The following is an 18,550-nucleotide window of genomic DNA, read 5'->3' as shown; positions in this document are numbered from 1 at the left end:
ACCTAGATCGTCCGGCTCAGCCGGGAATGCCCGCGGCGAGCAGATCCACAAAACTGACGTCCTCGCGGGCGACGCCGAACACCTCGGCCCGCAGCATGGTCCGCTCGGCCCACGCGCGGTGCGGCTTCACCTCGTTCATCTTGTTGGTGTACGCCGACCTCAGTACACCCCCGCCGCCCCGCTCGGGCCGCAGGATGTCCGCGGCATCACCGAACTCTTCGTGACTGACCACGGACAGCGCGTGCACGGGCAGTACGTGGGAGGGGTGGATGCAGGTCTTGCCCAGCAGGCCGTTGGCCTGGTCCAGGGAGATCTCCCGCAGCAGCCCGTCCATGGCGTGCTCAATCAGTTTCTCGCGCAGCTCGACGGCCTGCCCCTCGAGGAACGGGCTGGTCCGCAGCATCGGCTTGAACATGCGCTCCGGGACCCGGAAGTACTCCCACACCGGCCCGGTCACCGTGAACCCGGTGCCGTCGGCCCGCCCCAGCAGGTTCACCACGTCGGAGATCACGGAGGCGACGACATGGACGTCGTACGCCGTCATGTCGGGGGCTCTGCGCAGACCGTACGAGGAGCAGAAGTCGGTCACGCCCAGGCGCAGGGCGAGCACGCGGTCGCGGTACTTGTCGACGGCGCGGGCGATGCCCTCCAGGGTCTCCACCCGCGACTCGCGGTAGAGCAGCTCGGGCGACTCCAGCACCGGCATGGCGAACAGCCGGTGGCCGCTCGCGGCCTCGGCGCTCGCCAGGGCCTCCAGGAAGGGGATCCCGCGCTCCTCGGTGAACTTGGGGAGCACGAATCCGGACAGCAGCCGCACGCTCGCCCCGAACCGCTGGACGAGGTCGGGGATCTGCTCGGGCGTACGGACCCGGACGAACAGCAGCGGCAGCTCGGCTCCGGCCCGCCCGGCCAGATCGGCGAACTGGCGGACGAGGTTCTCCTCCCCCGCCGGCACGTCCGCGTCGTCGATCGAGTCCTCCAGGCACAGCACCATCGAGACCACGCCGAGTCCGGCCTGCTTGACGACGTCGTCGGCGAGCCGCGGCCTGGTGGCCGGACTGTAGAGCGTGGCGCCCAGGGCCGCGGAGAGCAGCCGGGCCGGGGAGTCCGTGCCGAACTCGCACGGCTCCTGATGGAAGAGGCGCTGCCGCACCTCCGGGGCGATGTGCCCGAAATGACGCATAGAACTCCCCCGTGACGCCAGACAAGGCTATGGATTGGGTAATGGGTGGCCGGTAATAGTACGTAGAGACTCGTGTCAAAGGTTCCCGCGGGGCATGAATTTCTGGTAACTCGGCCATGTCGACGGCGATTCGACAGGCCGTCGACCCGGTCGCGGGCTCCTACCCCCGCGTTGTCGTGATCAGGACCGAGAAGGCAGGATGACCGCATGACGCACGCGATGCTGAAGGGGTCGAACGTCCCGCTCGAGGCCACCACGGTGCGCGCCGTGCTGCGCTGGACGCCCGGGCAGGGGGTCCCGGACGTCGACGCCTCGGCGCTGCTCCTCGGCCCCGACGGTCGTGTGCGCTCCGACGAGGACTTCGTCTTCTACAACCAGCCCCGGCACCCCTCCGGGAAGGCGAGGTGGCTCGGCAAGAAACGGATCGCCGACGGCCTCACCGACACGATCCAGACAGATCTGGCCGGAGTCGAGGCCGATGTCAGCCGGATTCTCCTGGTCGCTTCGGCGGACGACGTCACCTTCGACCGCGTACAGGGACTGCGCATCCTGCTGTACGACGCGGCGAGCGCGTCCGACGAGCCGCTGATCCTCTTCGACATCAAGCCCCAGACGGGCCAGGAGACCGTCCTGATCTGCGGCGAGTTGTACCGCCGTGACGACCGCTGGAAGTTCCGCGCCCTCGGCGAGGGCTACTCGGACGGCCTGAAGGGCCTGGCCACGGAGTTCGGCATCTCGGTGGACGAGTCGGAAGCCACGGACCCGGCGCCCGAGCCCTCCCAGCCCCTCCCCCCGGAACAGCCCACCGCGGTCCCCGCCCAGCCGGCCTACGGCTACCCCCAGCAGCCCCCCGCCACCCAGCCCGCCTACGGCTACCCCCAGCCGACGGCACCGGCAGCCACCGGCTACGGCTACCCGCCGCCGGTGACGGTCCCGGCCCCGAACCCGGACTTCCGGCTGCCGCCCCAGGGGCCACAGTTCATCGGGCGTTGACGGTTCACCGGGCGCCTACCGCTCCACCTTGGACTTGTAACCCCGCCCCCACTGCAACCCCCACCCGTACAACCGGTCCAACTCCGCCTGAAACCCGTAGACGAACTTCACCTCACGCCGCACCACCAGCTCGCCCTTCACGTTCTCGATCATCACCACCGCGCATGACCGAGCCTGCGGATGCCGCTCATCGAGATGGATCTCGATCCGGGGCCCATTGCTCGGATACAGCGTCACGATCGCGTGCGTACGGTCGAACGCCGGCGTCTGGTCGTAGATGTACACAAAGACCAGCAGCCGCTTGATCTCGTCCCGGTGGTCGAGGTTGACGTACATCGTCTCGCCGGACGCCGAACCGAACCGGTCGTCGCCGCTGAGCTTGACGTACGGCGGCGTGTTGACGTCCCCGAAGTAGTTGCCGAGCGGCTGTACGACCCCCTTGGTGCCGTCCTGGAGCTCGTACAGGCACGCCAGGTCGAGGTCGACGTTGACCATGCTCTGGCTGTGGCCCATGACCTCCGGGGGCCTGAGCGCCTTGAAGGGGTGCCGCAGCAGGGACTCCCGCTGAGAGCCGCCGATGTCGGACGTCCGCATCCGCCAGCTCAGGTTGATGCGCAGATGCCCGGTGGCGGCGCCCTGCTTGGTGAGGGAGACCTGGTGGTGCCGTTTGGTCAGCTCGATGGAGTTGGTGGAGGCGCTGCCCGAGTCGAAGTCGGCCTCGCGTCCGCGCCAGAGTCCGTCCAAGAAACCCATTCCCGCCCCCAGATTCACCAGATTCATCCGGGTCCCGCTTGACCCGGTCACCCCTTGAAACACCGGCGGGGCGGCCGGAGGCCGGCCGCCCCGCACAGAGCGTTCCCTCAGAGTCTGTGTCATACCCCGGACGAGATCTCAGTCTTCTCGTCCGAGCCCGCCGCTTTTCCCTCGGCTTCCGCGAGCGCCCTGTTGCGGCGCACCGAGGACCAGAAGGACCAGGCGATCAGGACGACACCGACGAGGCCGGTGATGACCTCGTTGATCTGGTACTGGATGGTGACCATGAGGATCACGGCCAGCGCACCGATCGCGTAGTGCGCGCCGTGCTCCAGGTAGACGTAGTCGTCGAGGGTGCCCTGGCGGACCAGGTACACGGTCAGCGACCGGACGTACATGGCGCCGATGCCGAGGCCCAGCGCCATCAGCACGATGTCGTTGGTGATGGCGAACGCGCCGATCACACCGTCGAAGGAGAAGGACGCGTCGAGGACCTCGAGGTAGAGGAACATGAAGAACGCGGCCTGGCCGGCGAGGGCGACCGCCGAGCGCTTCTTGCCGGTGCGCGCGGCCTCTTCCTCCTCCTCGTGCTCCCGCTCCTCCTCTTCCTCCAGCTTGTCCTCGAAGTAGCCGGAGAGCCCGCCGACGACCATGTACGTGATCAGACCGGCGATGCCGGAGATCAGCACCGTCTGCGCCTTGTCGATGTGGGCGCCGCCGTGCTGGTGGGCGTGGGTGGCGAAGGTGAAGGAGGTGATCAGCAGGACGACCAGGGCGATGCAGACCGACAGCATGTCGACCTTGCCCAGCTTGGCCAGCGGGCGCTCGATCCAGCGCAGCCACTGGATGTCGCGGTCCTCGAAGATGAAGTCGAGGAAGATCATCAGCAGGAACATGCCACCGAAGGCTGCGATCGCCGGGTGGGCGTCGGTGACCAGCTGCTGGTAGCGGTCCTTGTTGTTGAGGGCGAGGTCGACGGCCTCGATGGGGCCCATCTTGGCGGTGACGGCGACGATGACGACGGGGAAGACCAGTCGCATGCCGAAGACCGCGATGAGGACGCCGACGGTGAGGAAGATCTTCTGCCAGAAGGCGTTCATCTTCTTCAGGATTCCGGCGTTGACCACCGCGTTGTCGAATGACAGGGAGATCTCGAGGACGGCGAGGATCGCCACGATACCGAAGGCCTCCCACCCCCCGTAGAGGACCCCGGCGGCCAGGCCGAGCGCAGTGACTGCGAACGACCAGCCGAAGGTTTTCAGAAGCACTGGCTACCCAATCCGTATCGGTACGGGTCTCCCCCGCGCCGTACTCGGCTTTACGAAACGTTGACCCCAAAGTCTAGAGCGATGCCGCGCAGCCCCGACGCGTACCCCTGTCCCACCGCCCTGAACTTCCATTCGCCCTGGTAGCGGTAGAGCTCACCGAAGATCATCGCGGTTTCGGTGGAGGCGTCCTCGCTGAGGTCGTAGCGCGCGAGCTCCTGGCCGTCGGCCTGGTTGACGACGCGGATGAAGGCGTTGCTGACCTGCCCGAAGGTCTGGGCGCGCTCGTCGGCCATATGGATCGAGACCGGGAAGACGATCTTCTCGCAGTGGGCCGGCACCTGGGTCAGGTCGACCAGGATCGACTCGTCGTCGCCCTCGCCCTCACCGGTGAGGTTGTCGCCCGTGTGCTCCACCGAGCCCTCCGGGCTCTTGAGCTGGTTGTAGAAGACGAAGTACTCGTCCCCCAGGACCCGGTTGCCTGCGCCGCACAGCAGGGCGCTGGCGTCGAGGTCGAACGGGGCTCCGGTGGTGGAGCGCGCGTCCCAGCCGAGCCCGATCATCACCTGGGTCAGGTTGGGTGCGGCCTTGGACAGGGAGACATTGCCCCCCTTGGCGAGCGTGACGCCCATGATGCTGGTCCTCCCCGAGATGGTGCTTCTTTGGTTGTCCTGCACTCCCCCAGAGGGGGCACCCCCCGAGCGCCGCACGCAAAGGTGCGGCGCCGGACGGTTCGAGACCGGTGACGGGTCTCAGACGTTCACGCCGAAGTCCTGCGCGATGCCGCGCAGGCCCGAGGCGTAGCCCTGGCCGATGGCACGGAACTTCCACTCCGCCCCGTGCCGGTACAGCTCGCCGAAGACCATGGCGGTCTCCGTCGAGGCGTCCTCGGAGAGGTCGTAGCGGGCGATCTCGGCCTCGCCCGCCTGGTTCACCACGCGGATGAACGCGTTGCGCACCTGGCCGAACGACTGCTGGCGGTTCTCGGCGTCGTAGATGGAGACCGGGAACACGATCTTCTCGACGTCGGCCGGGACGGCCGCCAGGTTGATCTTGATCTGCTCGTCGTCACCCTCGCCCTCACCGGTGATGTTGTCACCGGTGTGCTCGACGGAGCCGTCGGGGCTCTTGAGGTTGTTGAAGAAGACGAAGTTGGCGTCGCTGGCAACCTTGCCGGAGCTGTTCAGCAGCAGCGCGCTGGCGTCGAGGTCGAAGTCGGTGCCGGTCGTGGTGCGGACGTCCCACCCCAGACCGACGATGACCGCGGTCAGGCCCGGGGCCTCCTTGGTCAGCGATACGTTGCCGCCCTTGCTGAGGCTGACTCCCACGAGTCCTCCATTGGTGTCCAGGGGCGGGGAGCCCCGCCGTGCGTTTGATACCGGATCAACGTGTCGATCCTAGTGACGGGTTCCCGCCCCACGCATGGCTTGGAGCCGAAGAATCACAGGGTGTCGAGCGCCTTGACGTACTCGTTCAGGTCGCGGGCGTCCGGCAACGCGTTCTCGACCTTCCAGCGCACGACGCCCTCCTTGTCGATGACGAAGGTGCCGCGCACCGCGCAGCCCTTGTCCTCGGCGAAGACGCCGTAGGCGCGGGAGACCTCGCCGTGCGGCCAGAAGTCGCTCAGCAGCGGGTACTCCAGGCCCTCCTGCTCGGCGAAGACGCGCAGGGTGTGGATGGAGTCGTTGGAGACGGCGAGCACCTGGGTGTCGCGGTCGGAGAACTGCGGCAGGTTGTCCCGCACCTCGCACAGCTCGCCGGTGCACACACCGGTGAAGGCGAAGGGGTAGAAGAGCAGCACCACGTTCTTGCTGCCACGGAACTCGGAGAGCTTCACGGTGGCGCCGTGGTTGTCCTTGAGCTCGAAGTCGGGGGCCTTGTCGCCGACCTGGATCGCCATCGCAGTACGTCCCTTTCGGTGGGGCTGTTCGGGTGGCACCACCCTACGCAGCGATCACAGAAAGCCGACGGACGGGCTGAGTGAATTCAGCCCGTCCGTCGTTTGAGGACGAGGCCGGTCAGGCCGGAAGGGGGGTCTGGGGGCGCAGCCCCCAGCCACGGCCGCTGCGGCCGCCGGTCACCGCTTGGACTTGGCGGCCTTCGGCGTCACCAGCCGGCTGCCGCTCCAGTCCTTGCCCACGCTGACGCTCTTGGAGGCGGACAGCCCCGCCGTCGTCGCGGCTTCGGAGATGTCGCTCGGCTCCACGTAGCCGTCGCGGCCGGTCTTCGGCGTCAGCAGCAGGATGGAGCCGCCCTCCTCGATGTAGGTGGTGGCGTCCACCAGCACATCGGTCAGGTCACCGTCCTCGTCGCGGAACCAGAGCACCACGGCATCGGCGACGTCGTCGTAGTCCTCGTCCACAAGGTCGCTGCCGATGACCTGCTCGATGGCCTCGCGGAGTTCCTGGTCTACGTCGTCGTCGTAGCCGATCTCCTGGACCACCTGCTCGGGCTGGAACCCCAGCCTGACGGCAGGGCTCGTCTCCGCGTGGTCCGCGGTCGCGCTCACGGGTTGCCTCCTGATCATGTCTTGGTGAGTATCTCAGCCACGCGCGTGCGCGAAGCATTGGCCGTAGTCCACACGGGCGGGGCGGATCGCGCAAGTACCCGGCCGTTCAGACCGCCGAAACGGTGACGATCCTGGCCGTGTCACCCCAACTTCAGGCATGCAACCGCCGCCGAAAGTGACCTACACCACACCTTTCTGCCCCCTTTGTGGCATTGGGAACCCGCCGGAGCTGACGTAGGTCTCGGTTACCTCTCAGTAGAGATGACGTTTGCTTTCCCGAGGTACACGATGGGGAACGGTGCAGGCGTACCGAAAAGCAGCTCAATGCAGCCCTCTGACAGGTAAGGAACAGCGTGGCTTCCGGATCCGATCGCAACCCGATCATCATTGGCGGCCTTCCGAGTCAGGTTCCTGACTTCGATCCCGAGGAAACCCAGGAGTGGCTCGACTCCCTGGACGCCGCCGTCGACGAGCGCGGCCGTGAGAGGGCCCGCTACCTGATGCTGCGGCTGATCGAGCGGGCCCGCGAGAAGCGCGTGGCCGTGCCCGAGATGCGCAGCACGGACTACGTCAACACGATCGCGACCAAGGACGAGCCGTTCTTCCCCGGCAACGAGGAGATCGAGCGCAAGGTCCTGAACGCGACCCGCTGGAACGCGGCGGTCATGGTCTCACGCGCCCAGCGCCCCGGCATCGGCGTCGGCGGCCACATCGCCACGTTCGCCTCCTCCGCGTCCCTCTACGACGTCGGCTTCAACCACTTCTTCCGCGGCAAGGACGAGGGCGACGGCGGCGACCAGGTCTTCTTCCAGGGGCATGCCTCTCCGGGCATCTACGCCCGGGCGTTCCTGCTCGACCGGCTCACCGAGGAGAACCTCGACGGCTTCCGCCAGGAGAAGTCGAAGGCCCCGCACGGGCTGTCCTCGTACCCGCACCCGCGCTCGATGCCGGACTTCTGGGAGTTCCCGACCGTGTCGATGGGCCTCGGCCCGATCGGTGCGATCTACCAGGCGCGGATGAACCGCTACATGCACGCGCGCGGGATCGCCGACACGTCGAAGTCCCATGTGTGGGCGTTCCTCGGCGACGGCGAGATGGACGAGCCGGAGTCGCTCGGCCAGCTGACCATCGCCGCCCGTGAGGGCCTGGACAACCTGACCTTCGTCGTCAACTGCAACCTGCAGCGCCTGGACGGCCCGGTGCGCGGCAACGGCAAGGTCATCCAGGAGCTGGAGTCGGTCTTCCGCGGCGCCGGCTGGAACGTGATCAAGCTGATCTGGGACCGCTCCTGGGACCCGCTGCTCGCCCAGGACCGCGACGGCCTCCTCGTCAACAAGATGAACACGACGCCGGACGGCCAGTTCCAGACGTACGCCACCGAGTCCGGCGCCTACATCCGCGAGAACTTCTTCGGCGACGACCAGCGGCTGCGCGCGATGGTCGAGGGCATGACCGACGACCAGATCCTGCACCTGGGCCGTGGCGGTCACGACCACAAGAAGATCTTCGCGGCGTTCTCGGCGGCCAAGGCGCACAAGGGCCAGCCGACGGTGATCCTGGCCAAGACGATCAAGGGCTGGACGCTCGGCCCGAACTTCGAGGGCCGCAACGCCACGCACCAGATGAAGAAGCTGACGGTCGACGACCTCAAGCGCTTCCGCGACCGGCTGCACCTGCCGATCTCCGACAAGGACCTGGAGAGCGGGCTTCCGCCGTACTACCACCCGGGGCGGAACTCGGAAGAGATCCAGTACATGCACGACCACCGCAAGCAGTGCGGAGGCTATGTCCCGACGCGCGTCGTGCGCTCCAAGCCGCTCGCCCTGCCGGACGACAAGACGTACGCGACGGTGAAGAAGGGCTCGGGTCAGCAGTCGATCGCGACCACGATGGCCTTTGTACGTCTCCTCAAGGACCTCATGCGGGACAAGGAGCTCGGCAAGCGGTTCGTGCTGATCGCGCCGGACGAGTACCGCACGTTCGGCATGGACTCCTTCTTCCCGAGCGCGAAGATCTACAACCCGCTCGGCCAGCAGTACGAGGCGGTCGACCGCGACCTGCTGCTCGCGTACAAGGAGTCGCCGACCGGTCAGATGCTGCACGACGGCATCTCCGAGGCCGGCTGTACCGCCTCGCTCATCGCGGCGGGCTCGGCGTACGCCACGCACGGCGAGCCGCTCATCCCGGTGTACGTCTTCTACTCGATGTTCGGTTTCCAGCGCACTGGTGACCAGTTCTGGCAGATGGCCGACCAGTTGGCGCGCGGTTTCGTACTGGGCGCGACCGCCGGCCGCACGACGCTGACCGGTGAGGGCCTCCAGCACGCCGACGGCCACTCCCAGCTGCTCGCCTCGACCAACCCGGGCTGTGTCGCCTACGACCCGGCGTACTCGTACGAGATCGCGCACATCGTGCAGGACGGTCTGCGCCGGATGTACGGCGGGGACGCGGAACACCCGCACGGCGAGGACGTCTTCTACTACCTCACCGTCTACAACGAGCCCATTCAGCACCCGGCCGAGCCGGAGAACGTGGATGTCGAGGGCATCCTCAAGGGCATCCACCGGCTCTCCGAGGGCACTTCGGGGTCGATTCCGGCGCAGATCATGGCGTCCGGTGTGGCGGTGCCGTGGGCCGTCGAGGCGCAGAAGATCCTCGCCGAGGAGTGGAACGTCAGGGCCGACGTCTGGTCGGCGACCTCCTGGAACGAGCTGCGGCGCGAGGCGGTCGACGTCGAGCGGCACAACCTGCTGCACCCCGAGGAGGAGCAGCGGGTGCCGTACGTGACGCAGAAGCTGTCGGGGGCGCAGGGGCCCTTCGTGGCGGTTTCCGACTGGATGCGGGCGGTTCCGGACCAGATCGCCCGGTGGGTGCCGGGGTCGTACCAGTCCCTGGGTGCCGACGGGTTCGGCTTCGCCGACACCCGGGGGGCCGCCCGGCGGTTCTTCCACATCGACGCGCAGTCGATCGTGGTGGCGGTGCTCACGGAACTGGCCAAGGAGGGGAAGGTGGACCGGTCGGTGCTGAAGCAGGCCATCGACCGGTACCAGCTGCTGGATGTGTCGGCGGCGGATCCGGGTGCCGCAGGCGGCGACGCGTAACACCGAGGCCGATGTGAGGGCGGCGGGACCGGATGGTCTCGCCGCCCTTACTTGTTCTTTACGATGCGGGCATGAAGCAACAAACGGCGCAGGGGCGTTGGGAGCAGTACACCCAGCGGCCCCTGCTGGCGCTCGCGGTGGCCTTCGCCGTCGCGTATGCCGTGCCGATCGTGGACCACTCCGCGGGGCACTCGCTGACGTCCGCGTGCACGGTGGTGGAGTGGGTGGTCTGGGGGGCGTTCGCCACGGACTATCTGGTACGGGTGGGGCTGTCTTCGCGTCGCAAGGAGTTCGTGCGGACGCACTGGCTCGACCTGTGTGCGGTCGTGCTGCCGATGCTTCAGCCGTTGCGGCTGCTGCGGATGGTGTCGACGCTGATACTCGTCGGGCGGCGGGCGCGCATGGCCTCGCAGATCCGGTTGACGACGTATGTCGCGGGTGCCGTCATCGGGTTGCTGATGTTCGGGTCGCTGGCCGTGCTCTCGGTGGAGCGGGACTCGCCGAACGGGAACATCCGGACGCTGGGTGACGCGGTGTGGTGGTCGTTCACCACGATGACGACCGTGGGGTACGGGGATCATGCGCCGACGACCGGGCTGGGGCGGATGATCGCCGTCGGGCTGATGCTGGCCGGGATAGCGCTGCTGGGTGTGGTGACCGCGAATATCGCCGCGTGGTTCATTGCCCGGTTCGAGAAGGATGACGTCGAGGAGCGGCGGCAGACGGAGGCCATCGAGGCGCTCACGGAGGAGGTGCGGGCGCTGCGAGCCGAGGTGGCGGCGTTGCGGGAGCCGTCGGGTGCGCCGTGAACGGGGTTGCAGCGGCGGTGGGTGTGCTTGCCCGCGCCTGCGGGGTGCCGCTGCGCCCACCCGTGCCGCCCATGGGGGCACCTCCCAGGCCCTTTAGGCACTGGGGGAGGCACGATTGCCCGCAGCTACGGCGGCCACGAGGCCGGGCGCAGCGGCTTCCCTCACTGCCCCGGGTCAGAACAGGCCGTTGCCCGGGGTTGCCGCTCCTGCCAGCCAGATGACCGCCAGGAGCGTGTCGATGGCGCCCAGAACGAGGGCGACCAGGGCCGGAATTGGGCCTGAACGTGCCCAGGTGCGGCCCATTGCGAGCCAGCCGCAGACGATCGCGACGGGGCCGAGGATGATCCCCAGCACGAAGAACCCCGCGACCGCGCAGATGGTTCCGATGATTCCGAGCGTTGCGCGATCCGGCCCGGTCCGTGACCACGTGCGGCCACGTGAGCGGGGGTACCTGCGCGTTCCATGTCCGAAGCCCGCCATCATCAACTCCCAGAACCCCGGGGTCTGTTCGGGGTTCAACGGAGCGGGTACCCCCGGTGCGCTTCCTAATCCTCGAGCTGTCGGCGCGCTGTCCCCCTCCGGCAGCGCGCCGCAGCACCGGTCACCCTCCGCACCGTACGAACTTGCCCGAGGAACATGCCGTGTGGGAGGGCTTGACCACTGTGGCCTGCGGTGCGCACCGGATGCGAGGAATCTTTAGCTTCTTCACCCTGATAGGCGAAGTCCGTTGAAAACCCGTCAGGTTCGCCGGGCTTCCCCCGTCAGATGTGGGCCGCGCCCGCACCCGCCTCCGCGTTCTCGCCGCGCTTGGTGAGCAGGGCGACGAAGACCGCCACGACCGCCACTCCGCAGGCGACCAGGGACGCCAGGCTCATGCCGGAGATGAACGTGTCGTGCGCGACATCCGCGATCTTCGCAGCGATCGCGTCCGGGGTGCCCTTGGCGACCGGAGCCACACCGACCTGCACGGCCTCCGAGGCCTGGCCCAGCTGGGCCGGGGTGAGCGGAGGGAGGCCGGCGTCCTTCCAGTTGCCGGCGAGGTCGTTGTCGACCTTGGACGCCATCACGGCGCCGAGGACGGCCGTACCGAGGCTGCCGCCGATCTGCATCGCCGCCTGCTGGAGACCGCCGGCGACGCCGGACAGCTCCATGGGCGCGTTGCCGACGATGACCTCCGTGGCGCCGACCATGACCGGCGCGAGGCCGAGGCCGAGCAGGGCGAACCAGAGGGACATCACGGCGCTGCCGGTGTCCGTCTGCAGCGTCGACATGCCGTACATGGCGATCGCGGTGGCCGCCATGCCGCCGGCCAGCGGGATGCGCGGGCCCAGCTTGGTGATCAGCGCGCCCGCGAGCGGGGAGCCGACGATCATCATGCCGGTGAGCGGGAGCAGGTGGAGACCGGCCTCGATCGGCTTCATCCCGTGCACGTTCTGCAGGTAGAACGTCACGAAGAACAGACCGCCCATGAAGGCGATGGCCATCAGGACCATCAGCACGGCGCCCGCGGAGAGCGGGACCGAGCGGAACAGGCCGAGCGGGATCAGCGGCTCCTTGACCTTCGTCTCCCAGAAGGAGAAGAGGGCGAAGCCGAGGACGGACACGGCTATGAACGTCCACGTCCTGCCATCGCCCCAGCCCCAGGCGGGGGCCTTGATGAGCGCCCAGACCAGGCAGAACATCGCGCCCGAGAGCAGGGCGATGCCCAGCAGGTCGAAGGAGCGCGGGGCGTTCTCAGCGCGGTGGTCGAGCAGGATCAGCAGGCCCAGGATCAGGGCGATCGCGCCGACCGGCACGTTGATGAAGAACACCGACTGCCAGTTGACGTGCTCCACCAGGACGCCGCCGAGGATCGGGCCGCCGGCGGTGGAGGCGCCGATGACCATGCCCCAGATGCCGATGGCCATGTTGAGCTTCTCGGCCGGGAAGGTCGCCCGCAGCAGGCCCAGCGCGGCCGGCATCAGCAGCGCGCCGAACAGTCCCTGGAGGACCCGGAAGGTGACGACCGCGGCGATGCTGTTCGACAGGCCGATGGCACCGGAGGCGGCCGCGAAGCCCGTCACGCCGATCAGGAAGGTCTGGCGGTGCCCGAAGCGGTCGCCCAGCTTGCCCGCGGTGATCAGGGAGACCGCCAGGGCGAGGAAGTACCCGTTGGTGATCCACTGGACGTCGGCGAAGCTCGCCTTGAGGTCCTTCTGGATGGCCGGGTTGGCGATGGCCACGATGGTGCCGTCGAGGGCCACCATCATGACCCCGACGGCGACGGTGATGAGGGTGAGCCACGGGTGGCCGCGCAGCCCGGAGGCCCCCGGCGCGTCCGACGGGGCTGCTGGTGCCTCGTCCCCCGGCTCCGTCGTGTCGATGGTGGTCTGACTAGTCATGTGTTCGAGGCTAGTGACAGCCGCTGACAATTGACAAACCAATTCACAAGTCAGTAACTGACGCACATGGAAACACTCCGCGAACGCAAGAAGCAGCGCACCCGGGACGCGCTGCTGCGGGCCGCCGTCGAACTGTTCACCACGCGCGGGTACGAGCAGACGACCGTCGACGACATCGCCGAGGCCGTCGATGTCTCGCAGCGCACCTTCTTCCGCTACTTCGCCGGCAAGGAGGAGGCCGCGCTCGCCCTGCAGGAGCTGGCGGTGGCGCGGTTCGTCGAGGCCGTACGCGAACGGCCGGCGGACGAGGCACCGATGGCGGCGCTGCGCCAGGCGGTCCTGGAGGGCTGGGACACGCTCCACGAGACCATCGAGGCCGTCGTACCGGTCGAGCTGTACTTGCGGATGTACCGGGTGATCGAGTCGACTCCGGTCCTGCTCGCCGCGCATCTGCGGCGCAACGAGGAGACCGAGGACGCCATCGCGCGGGTGCTCGCGCAGCGGGAGGGGCTGGACGTGGACGCCGATCCGCGGCCGCGCCTCGCCGTGGCGGTCTTCGGCGGGGTGATGCGGGTGACGGAACGGCAGTGGTCGACCGGCGAGGACTTCAGCGTCGAGGCGATGCGCGCGTTGACGATCTCGTACCTCGAACAGGTGGGCCCCGCACTCACGGAGAGCTGGCGAACACGCTGAGGCACATGGCGAGGACATTGACAGACACGGAGGTCATCACCGCGTTTATCGAAACGTGATACCCGTCACTCAGCTCACGCGAGACCCTCTCGTTCTCCTAGTGTGTCCTCCCAGTGACTTCCTTCGACACCTCCCCGCAACTGAACGTCTGGCGCGCGCTGCTCGCGCTGTCCGTCGTGTTCGTGATGCTGGCGACCACCGGCTGGACGGCCCTGCGCAGTCATCGCGCGGTGACTCCGCTCCAGGCCTCGCTCTCCTCCTGGGAGCACGGTCGCCTCCACGGACACCATCTGCCGGACCCTGACGCGTCCCCCGCGCGCCTCGCCCGCTTCTTCGCCTCGCTCACCGCTCAGGAGCGCGACCGTCTCGCGCGCCGCTATCCCCTCGCGGTCGGCAACATGAACGGTGCTCCCGTCGCACTGCGCTACCGCGCCAACCGTGTCGCGCTCACCGAGCAGCGCAAGGTCGAGCTCGGGCGTATGCACGACAGCCGGCTCTCCCCCGTCGGGCAGCACGACGCGGGCCGCCGTCTGCACCGCTACGAGTCCCTGCTGCGGAAGGGCCGGCACATCCTCGCCTTCGACCCCGAGGGCTCGGGGCGGGTCGCGGAGGTGATCGGGAACCTGCAGCGGGCCGAGCGTGTGTCGGTCGTCGTCCCCGGCGTCGACACCGACCTGCTCACCTTCCAGAAGACCAACCGCCCGTACTCGGCGGCCGTGGGCATGGCCCAGTCGCTGTACGCGGCGGAGCAGGCGGCCGACCCGGCGACGCGTACGGCCGTGATCGCCTGGGCCGACTACACCGCACCCGCCGGCCTCGGCATCGACTCGGCGACGGCGATGCGCGCGGCGGAGGGCTCACTGCGGCTGAACGCGATGCTGCGCGGGCTGCCCGGCAGGGCGCCGGTCTCGCTGTTCTGCCACAGCTACGGCTCCGTGGTGTGCGGTATCGCCGCGCCCGGACTGCCTCGCCGGGTGGCCGACATAGCGGTGGCCGCCAGCCCGGGCATGCGCGTGTCGAACGCCTCCCATCTGCGCACCACCGCCCAAGTGTGGGCGATGCGGGACGCCACGGACTGGGTGCAGGACGTGCCGTACCTGGAGCTCGGCGGGCTGGGCCACGGGGCCGACCCGGTCTCGGCCGCGTTCGGCGCGCGGGTGCTGTCCGCGCGGGGAGCGAAGGGACATGCCGGTTACTTCGAGCCGGGCACGGAGAGCGTGCGGAACTTCGCGGAGATCGGGGTTGGCGCGTACCGGTCGGTGCGCTGCGCACGCGAGGAGAACGTGTGCCGGGAGGGTTTGTCCGGCGCGTCCACGGCCGGACGCGCGTAGAGGCGCAGAAACTGCGGTCTGCGCGGGGTGGAGACGAGGGAGCGGGTCATGCCTACGATGAGCCGCATGGGTGACGTACTGGCCGGATTTCATGCCGCCTGGGAGTTCGAGTCCGACTCCGTGCTCATCCGTTACGAACGAGGGATTCGAACACCCAAGCTCTTCCAGGCGCTGGGGGAACGTCGGGTGCCGCTGGAGGCGATCTCGGGGGTGACCCTGTCGCCCGGGAAGCGCGGCACCATCGTCCTGCGGGCCGAGGTGCGGCCCGGGGCCGATCCGCTGCTGGAGGCGGCGGCGGGGCAGCTCAAGGAAGGGTGCGATCCGTACCGGCTGGTGCTGCCTGCCGAGCGGGACGTTCTCGCCGAGTACTACGCCGAGGAGCTGCGGGCGCTGCTGACCGAGGACGGGGAGCCCGCCGAGCGGTTTCTGGTGGCCGCGCCGGAGGCGCCCCGGCAGTTCAAGGCGTATGACGCGAAGGCGTCCTTCGACGGGAAGACCGTGCACTTCCGGTGGTTCTGGACGGGGGCGTCGTCGGCGAAGTGGAAGGCCGGGGACCAGAGCTTTCCCGTCGGTGAGCTGAGCGGGGTGGAGTGGCGGTCGCCGGAGGTGTTCGAGGGGCACTTGCGGTTGCTGCGGCGGGATGCCGCGCAGGCTGCGCAGGTGGATCAGGATCCGGCGACTGTGGTGTTCGGGCTGGGTTATGGGCCCGTCCATGAGTCGTTGCCGTTTGCGGCGGCTGTGCTTGCCGCTGTGCGGGATGCCGGGCCGGCGGCTGTGGTGTCGGCCTCGGCGCCGCGGCGGGATCCTGCGGATATCGCCGAACGGATCCGTCACCTGGGGGAACTGCATCAGGCGGGGCTGGTGACGGATGAGGAGTTCTCCGTCAAGAAGGCGGAGTTGTTGGCGGAACTTTAGGGGGGTGCGGGGTTCGGTTTGTCGGCTGCCCGCGCCCCCCGTGAAAGTTCTACTCCCTGCCTGCCGAAGCGAAGGACATGTCCGGGTAACGCGTACCTGCCACCTTGGCCGCGATCGGCTCCAGCGCGGCCAACTCGTCATCCGTCAGGACGATCGCCGTCGCCGCCGCGTTTTCCTCCACCCTTTTGACCTTCGTCGTGCCCGGGATCTGGGCCACCGCAAGGCCGTGCACGTCCGCTCGTTGCTGGACCCAGGCCAGGGCGATCTGGGCCGGGGAGGCACCGTGTGCTTCGGCCACCGCTCGGATCGGTTCCAGGAGCGTTGCGTTGGCGGCCGCGTTGTCGCCCTGGAAGCGGGGCATCGTGCGGCGGACGTCGCCGTCGGTGAGGTCCTTGTCCGCGTTGGAGAAGGAGCCGGCGAGGAAGCCGCGGCCGAGCGGGGAGTAGGGGACCAGGGCCACGCCCAGTTCGCGGGCGGCCGGCACCACGTTGGTCTCGATGTCCCGGCTGAACAGGGACCACTCCGACTGCACGGCGGCGATCGGGTGCACGGCCTGCGCGGCACGCAGTTCGTCGGCGGTGACCTCGCTGAGGCCGAGGTGTTTGACCTTGCCCTCGCGGACCAGCTCGGCCATGGCGCCGACGGTCTCCTCGATCGGGACGTTCACATCGCGCCGGTGCATGTAGTAGAGGTCGATGACGTCGACGTCCAGGCGGCGCAGACTGCCCTCGGCGGCCTGGCGGACGTACGGGGCGTCGCCGCGGATGACGCGCTTGGTGCGGTCGCCCGCCGCGACGCGTACGCCGAACTTGGTCGCGATGACGACCTCGTCCCGGTGCGCCTTGAAGAAGGGCGCGAGGAAGCGCTCGTTGTCGCCGTCGCCGTAGCCCTCCGCGGTGTCGTACAGCGTGACGCCCAGCTCCAGTGCCCGTTCCAGGGTGGCCCGTGACTCCTTCGCGTCGGCGGGGCCGTAGGCGAAGCTCATGCCCATGCAGCCGAGGCCCTGGACGCCGACCTCGGGGCCGTCGGCGCCGAGTCGTACGGTCGGGATCCTGCTGTCCGTCATCGCACCTTCTCCGCGTAGAAACTGATCTTCCGGTCGAGCACCGCGAGGGTGTCCTGGAGCTCGGCCATCCGCGACAGCACGTCCCGGCGGGTCTGCTCGAGCAGCTCGAAGCGCTCGCCGAACGTGTGATCGCCCTCGCGCACCAGCTCCGCGTACCGCACCATGTCGGCGACCGGCATACCCGTGAGCCGGAGCTTGCCGACGAGGTCGAGCCAGTCGAGGTCGCGGTTGCTGTAGCGGCGCTGGCCCGTGTGCGAGCGGTCCACGTGCGGCATCAGACCGATGCGCTCGTACCAGCGCAGGGTGTGCGCGGTCAGGCCGGTGAACGCGACGACCTCGCTGATCGTGTAGCTGTCCTGGCCTTCGGGGCGCCGGTGGGGGCGGGGCGGGGCACCGCAGCTGTCGGTCCGGGTGGGCATGGTCTCCATCACCGTCATGACCTCAACGCTATGGCCTTCGAGTGCACTCCAAGCAAGCGGAACCCAAAGAAATAAGCACACTGGAAACGGGCGGGACATGGGGCTGTGGCGGTGACTGGCGGGCAGCTCCGGGTCCCGCTCGGCTTCAGGCCCGAGCCCGACCCGTTGCCGGGGCCCACACCGTGAGCGCTTAGGCTCGACGGCATGTCGCTGAAGAGCCTTGCGTTGATCGAAAAATGGCCGGTTCCCACCGCCGCGGCGGGTGTGGTGCGCGGCGACGGCACGGTCCTCGGCACCCATGGCCCGGCCGCCCACCGCTTCCCGCTCGCCTCGGTCACCAAGCCGCTCGCCGCGTACGCCGCCCTCGTCGCGTACGAGGAGGGGGCGATCGAGCTCGACGAGCCTGCCGGGCCGCCCGGCTCGACGGTGCGGCATCTGCTGGCCCACACCTCGGGGCTCGCGTTCGACGAGCACCGGGTGACCGCGCCGCCCGGGGAGCGGCGGCTGTACTCCAACGCCGGGTTCGAGCAGCTCGGCGACCACATCGCCAAGGCGACGGACATCCCGTTCGGGGAGTATCTGCGGCAGGCGGTGCTGGAGCCGCTGGGGATGAGCGGCACTTCGCTGGAGGGCTCCCCCGCCAAGGACGGTGTCTCGACGGTCGAGGACCTGCTGCGGTTCGCGGCCGAGGTGCAGGCGCCGCGGCTGCTGGATCCGCGGACGGTGGCGCAGGCGATGACGGTGCAGTACCCGGGCACGAAGGGTGTCCTGCCGGGGTTCGGGCACCAGAATCCGAACGACTGGGGTCTCGGCTTCGAGATCCGTGACTCCAAGTCGCCGCACTGGACGGGTTCTTCGTCCTCTCCGCGGACCTTCGGGCACTTCGGGCAGGCGGGTACGTTCCTGTGGATCGACCCGGACGCGGGGGTGGCGGGCGTGGCCCTGACCGACCGGGCCTTCGGGCCGTGGGCGGTCGAGGTATGGCCGGTGTTCACGGATGCGGTGCTGGCGGAGGTGCGGGGCTGAGGCCGCGGGCCCCGGATTTTTTCGCCCCCGCCGCCCCTTCCCGTCCCGACCCGGGGGCCGGCCCCCGGACCCCCGCTCCTCAAGCGTCGGGTGTCACCAGCGAGCC

At 68.7% G+C, this 18,550-nt stretch carries 18 protein-coding genes; 7 read left to right on the top strand and 11 right to left on the bottom strand.

Annotation, left to right across the window (positions count from 1 at the left end):
- Positions 1-16: 16 nt before the first annotated feature.
- Positions 17-1,183: an HpcH/HpaI aldolase/citrate lyase family protein gene (locus ACWC1K_RS46990; protein ID WP_450839956.1), complete on the bottom strand. Its 1,167-nt coding sequence runs from the start codon at positions 1,181-1,183 to the stop codon at positions 17-19.
- 207 nt (positions 1,184-1,390) lie between these two features.
- Here ACWC1K_RS46990 and ACWC1K_RS46985 point away from each other — a divergent pair, with 207 nt between their 5' ends.
- Positions 1,391-2,176: a TerD family protein gene (locus ACWC1K_RS46985; RefSeq protein WP_450839955.1), complete on the top strand. Its 786-nt coding sequence runs from the start codon at positions 1,391-1,393 to the stop codon at positions 2,174-2,176.
- A 15-nt stretch (positions 2,177-2,191) separates the two neighbouring features.
- Here ACWC1K_RS46985 and ACWC1K_RS46980 read toward each other — a convergent pair whose 3' ends face one another.
- The 6 genes from ACWC1K_RS46980 to ACWC1K_RS46955 all read right to left on the bottom strand — a co-directional run bounded on the left by ACWC1K_RS46980 (position 2,192) and on the right by ACWC1K_RS46955 (position 6,703).
- Positions 2,192-2,929, bottom strand: a complete 738-nt coding sequence (locus ACWC1K_RS46980) for a TerD family protein (RefSeq protein WP_450839953.1) — start codon at positions 2,927-2,929, stop codon at positions 2,192-2,194.
- Positions 2,930-3,048: 119 nt separating this feature from the next.
- Complete coding sequence (locus ACWC1K_RS46975; RefSeq protein WP_450839951.1) at positions 3,049-4,197, bottom strand: DUF475 domain-containing protein; 1,149 nt, start codon at positions 4,195-4,197, stop codon at positions 3,049-3,051.
- Between the two features lie 50 nt (positions 4,198-4,247).
- Positions 4,248-4,826, bottom strand: coding sequence for a TerD family protein (locus ACWC1K_RS46970; protein ID WP_351470240.1), 579 nt, complete (start codon positions 4,824-4,826; stop codon positions 4,248-4,250).
- 120 nt (positions 4,827-4,946) lie between these two features.
- Positions 4,947-5,522, bottom strand: a complete 576-nt coding sequence (locus ACWC1K_RS46965) for a calcium homeostasis/redox stress adaptation protein (RefSeq protein WP_450839949.1) — start codon at positions 5,520-5,522, stop codon at positions 4,947-4,949.
- A 113-nt stretch (positions 5,523-5,635) separates the two neighbouring features.
- Positions 5,636-6,094 carry a peroxiredoxin gene (locus ACWC1K_RS46960; protein ID WP_099928631.1) on the bottom strand — a complete coding sequence of 153 codons (459 nt, stop codon included), beginning with the start codon at positions 6,092-6,094 and terminating at the stop codon, positions 5,636-5,638.
- Between the two features lie 177 nt (positions 6,095-6,271).
- Positions 6,272-6,703, bottom strand: coding sequence for a DUF3052 domain-containing protein (locus ACWC1K_RS46955; RefSeq protein ID WP_030931848.1), 432 nt, complete (start codon positions 6,701-6,703; stop codon positions 6,272-6,274).
- Between the two features lie 353 nt (positions 6,704-7,056).
- On the opposite strand from ACWC1K_RS46955, the gene aceE reads away from it, so the two are divergent.
- Together aceE and ACWC1K_RS46945 are read left to right on the top strand one after the other, a co-directional pair.
- Positions 7,057-9,804: a pyruvate dehydrogenase (acetyl-transferring), homodimeric type gene (gene aceE / locus ACWC1K_RS46950; protein ID WP_450839947.1), complete on the top strand. Its 2,748-nt coding sequence runs from the start codon at positions 7,057-7,059 to the stop codon at positions 9,802-9,804.
- Between the two features lie 71 nt (positions 9,805-9,875).
- On the top strand, positions 9,876-10,613 hold the full coding sequence (locus tag ACWC1K_RS46945; protein ID WP_450839945.1) for a potassium channel family protein: 738 nt from the start codon (positions 9,876-9,878) through the stop codon (positions 10,611-10,613).
- A 174-nt stretch (positions 10,614-10,787) separates the two neighbouring features.
- On the opposite strand, the gene ACWC1K_RS46940 is transcribed toward ACWC1K_RS46945, so the two are convergent.
- Entirely contained in the window at positions 10,788-11,096 is a 309-nt protein-coding gene (locus tag ACWC1K_RS46940; protein ID WP_351471076.1) for a small hydrophobic protein, read from the bottom strand.
- Positions 11,097-11,374: 278 nt separating this feature from the next.
- Positions 11,375-12,994 (bottom strand): MFS transporter, encoded by a 1,620-nt coding sequence (locus ACWC1K_RS46935; RefSeq protein WP_450839943.1) that lies wholly within the window; start codon positions 12,992-12,994, stop codon positions 11,375-11,377.
- A 66-nt stretch (positions 12,995-13,060) separates the two neighbouring features.
- Between ACWC1K_RS46935 and ACWC1K_RS46930 the strand changes: the two genes are divergently transcribed.
- From ACWC1K_RS46930 to ACWC1K_RS46920, 3 genes are all read left to right on the top strand, one after another.
- Complete coding sequence (locus ACWC1K_RS46930; RefSeq protein WP_450839941.1) at positions 13,061-13,687, top strand: TetR family transcriptional regulator; 627 nt, start codon at positions 13,061-13,063, stop codon at positions 13,685-13,687.
- A gap of 113 nt (positions 13,688-13,800) precedes the next feature.
- The gene (locus ACWC1K_RS46925; protein ID WP_450839939.1) at positions 13,801-15,018 is read left to right on the top strand and encodes an alpha/beta hydrolase; all 1,218 of its coding nucleotides are present in this window, start codon (positions 13,801-13,803) and stop codon (positions 15,016-15,018) included.
- Between the two features lie 57 nt (positions 15,019-15,075).
- Complete coding sequence (locus ACWC1K_RS46920; RefSeq protein WP_450839984.1) at positions 15,076-15,933, top strand: DUF4429 domain-containing protein; 858 nt, start codon at positions 15,076-15,078, stop codon at positions 15,931-15,933.
- 49 nt (positions 15,934-15,982) lie between these two features.
- On the opposite strand, the gene ACWC1K_RS46915 is transcribed toward ACWC1K_RS46920, so the two are convergent.
- Both ACWC1K_RS46915 and ACWC1K_RS46910 read right to left on the bottom strand, forming a co-directional pair.
- Entirely contained in the window at positions 15,983-16,999 is a 1,017-nt protein-coding gene (locus ACWC1K_RS46915) for an aldo/keto reductase (protein WP_450839937.1), read from the bottom strand.
- Positions 16,996-17,436 (bottom strand): MerR family transcriptional regulator, encoded by a 441-nt coding sequence (locus ACWC1K_RS46910; RefSeq protein ID WP_450839935.1) that lies wholly within the window; start codon positions 17,434-17,436, stop codon positions 16,996-16,998. Before ACWC1K_RS46910 ends, ACWC1K_RS46915 begins: the two co-directional genes overlap by 4 nt.
- 186 nt (positions 17,437-17,622) lie before the next feature.
- On the opposite strand from ACWC1K_RS46910, the gene ACWC1K_RS46905 reads away from it, so the two are divergent.
- Complete coding sequence (locus tag ACWC1K_RS46905; RefSeq protein WP_450839933.1) at positions 17,623-18,444, top strand: serine hydrolase domain-containing protein; 822 nt, start codon at positions 17,623-17,625, stop codon at positions 18,442-18,444.
- The last annotated feature ends 106 nt before the right edge of the window (positions 18,445-18,550 follow it).

This window comes from Streptomyces sp. NPDC001492, assembly GCF_053597275.1.
Note: the sequence above shows the minus strand (reverse complement) of the source record. Positions and strands in the feature narration are given on the sequence as shown.

What these genes read in the sequence shown, in the direction of transcription:
- ACWC1K_RS46990 (WP_450839956.1), bottom strand. Translation starts at nt 1,183, where the DNA reads ATGCGTCATTTCGGGCACATCGCCCCGGAGGTGCGGCAGCGCCTCTTC.
- ACWC1K_RS46985 (WP_450839955.1), top strand. Translation starts at nt 1,391, where the DNA reads ATGACGCACGCGATGCTGAAGGGGTCGAACGTCCCGCTCGAGGCCACC.
- ACWC1K_RS46980 (WP_450839953.1), bottom strand. Translation starts at nt 2,929, where the DNA reads ATGGGTTTCTTGGACGGACTCTGGCGCGGACGCGAGGCCGACTTCGAC.
- ACWC1K_RS46970 (WP_351470240.1), bottom strand. Translation starts at nt 4,826, where the DNA reads ATGGGCGTCACGCTCGCCAAGGGGGGCAATGTCTCCCTGTCCAAGGCC.
- ACWC1K_RS46960 (WP_099928631.1), bottom strand. Translation starts at nt 6,094, where the DNA reads ATGGCGATCCAGGTCGGCGACAAGGCCCCCGACTTCGAGCTCAAGGAC.
- ACWC1K_RS46945 (WP_450839945.1), top strand. Translation starts at nt 9,876, where the DNA reads ATGAAGCAACAAACGGCGCAGGGGCGTTGGGAGCAGTACACCCAGCGG.
- ACWC1K_RS46940 (WP_351471076.1), bottom strand. Translation starts at nt 11,096, where the DNA reads ATGATGGCGGGCTTCGGACATGGAACGCGCAGGTACCCCCGCTCACGT.
- ACWC1K_RS46935 (WP_450839943.1), bottom strand. Translation starts at nt 12,994, where the DNA reads ATGACTAGTCAGACCACCATCGACACGACGGAGCCGGGGGACGAGGCA.
- ACWC1K_RS46930 (WP_450839941.1), top strand. Translation starts at nt 13,061, where the DNA reads ATGGAAACACTCCGCGAACGCAAGAAGCAGCGCACCCGGGACGCGCTG.
- ACWC1K_RS46920 (WP_450839984.1), top strand. Translation starts at nt 15,076, where the DNA reads ATGAGCCGCATGGGTGACGTACTGGCCGGATTTCATGCCGCCTGGGAG.
- ACWC1K_RS46915 (WP_450839937.1), bottom strand. Translation starts at nt 16,999, where the DNA reads ATGACGGACAGCAGGATCCCGACCGTACGACTCGGCGCCGACGGCCCC.
- ACWC1K_RS46910 (WP_450839935.1), bottom strand. Translation starts at nt 17,436, where the DNA reads ATGACGGTGATGGAGACCATGCCCACCCGGACCGACAGCTGCGGTGCC.
- ACWC1K_RS46905 (WP_450839933.1), top strand. Translation starts at nt 17,623, where the DNA reads ATGTCGCTGAAGAGCCTTGCGTTGATCGAAAAATGGCCGGTTCCCACC.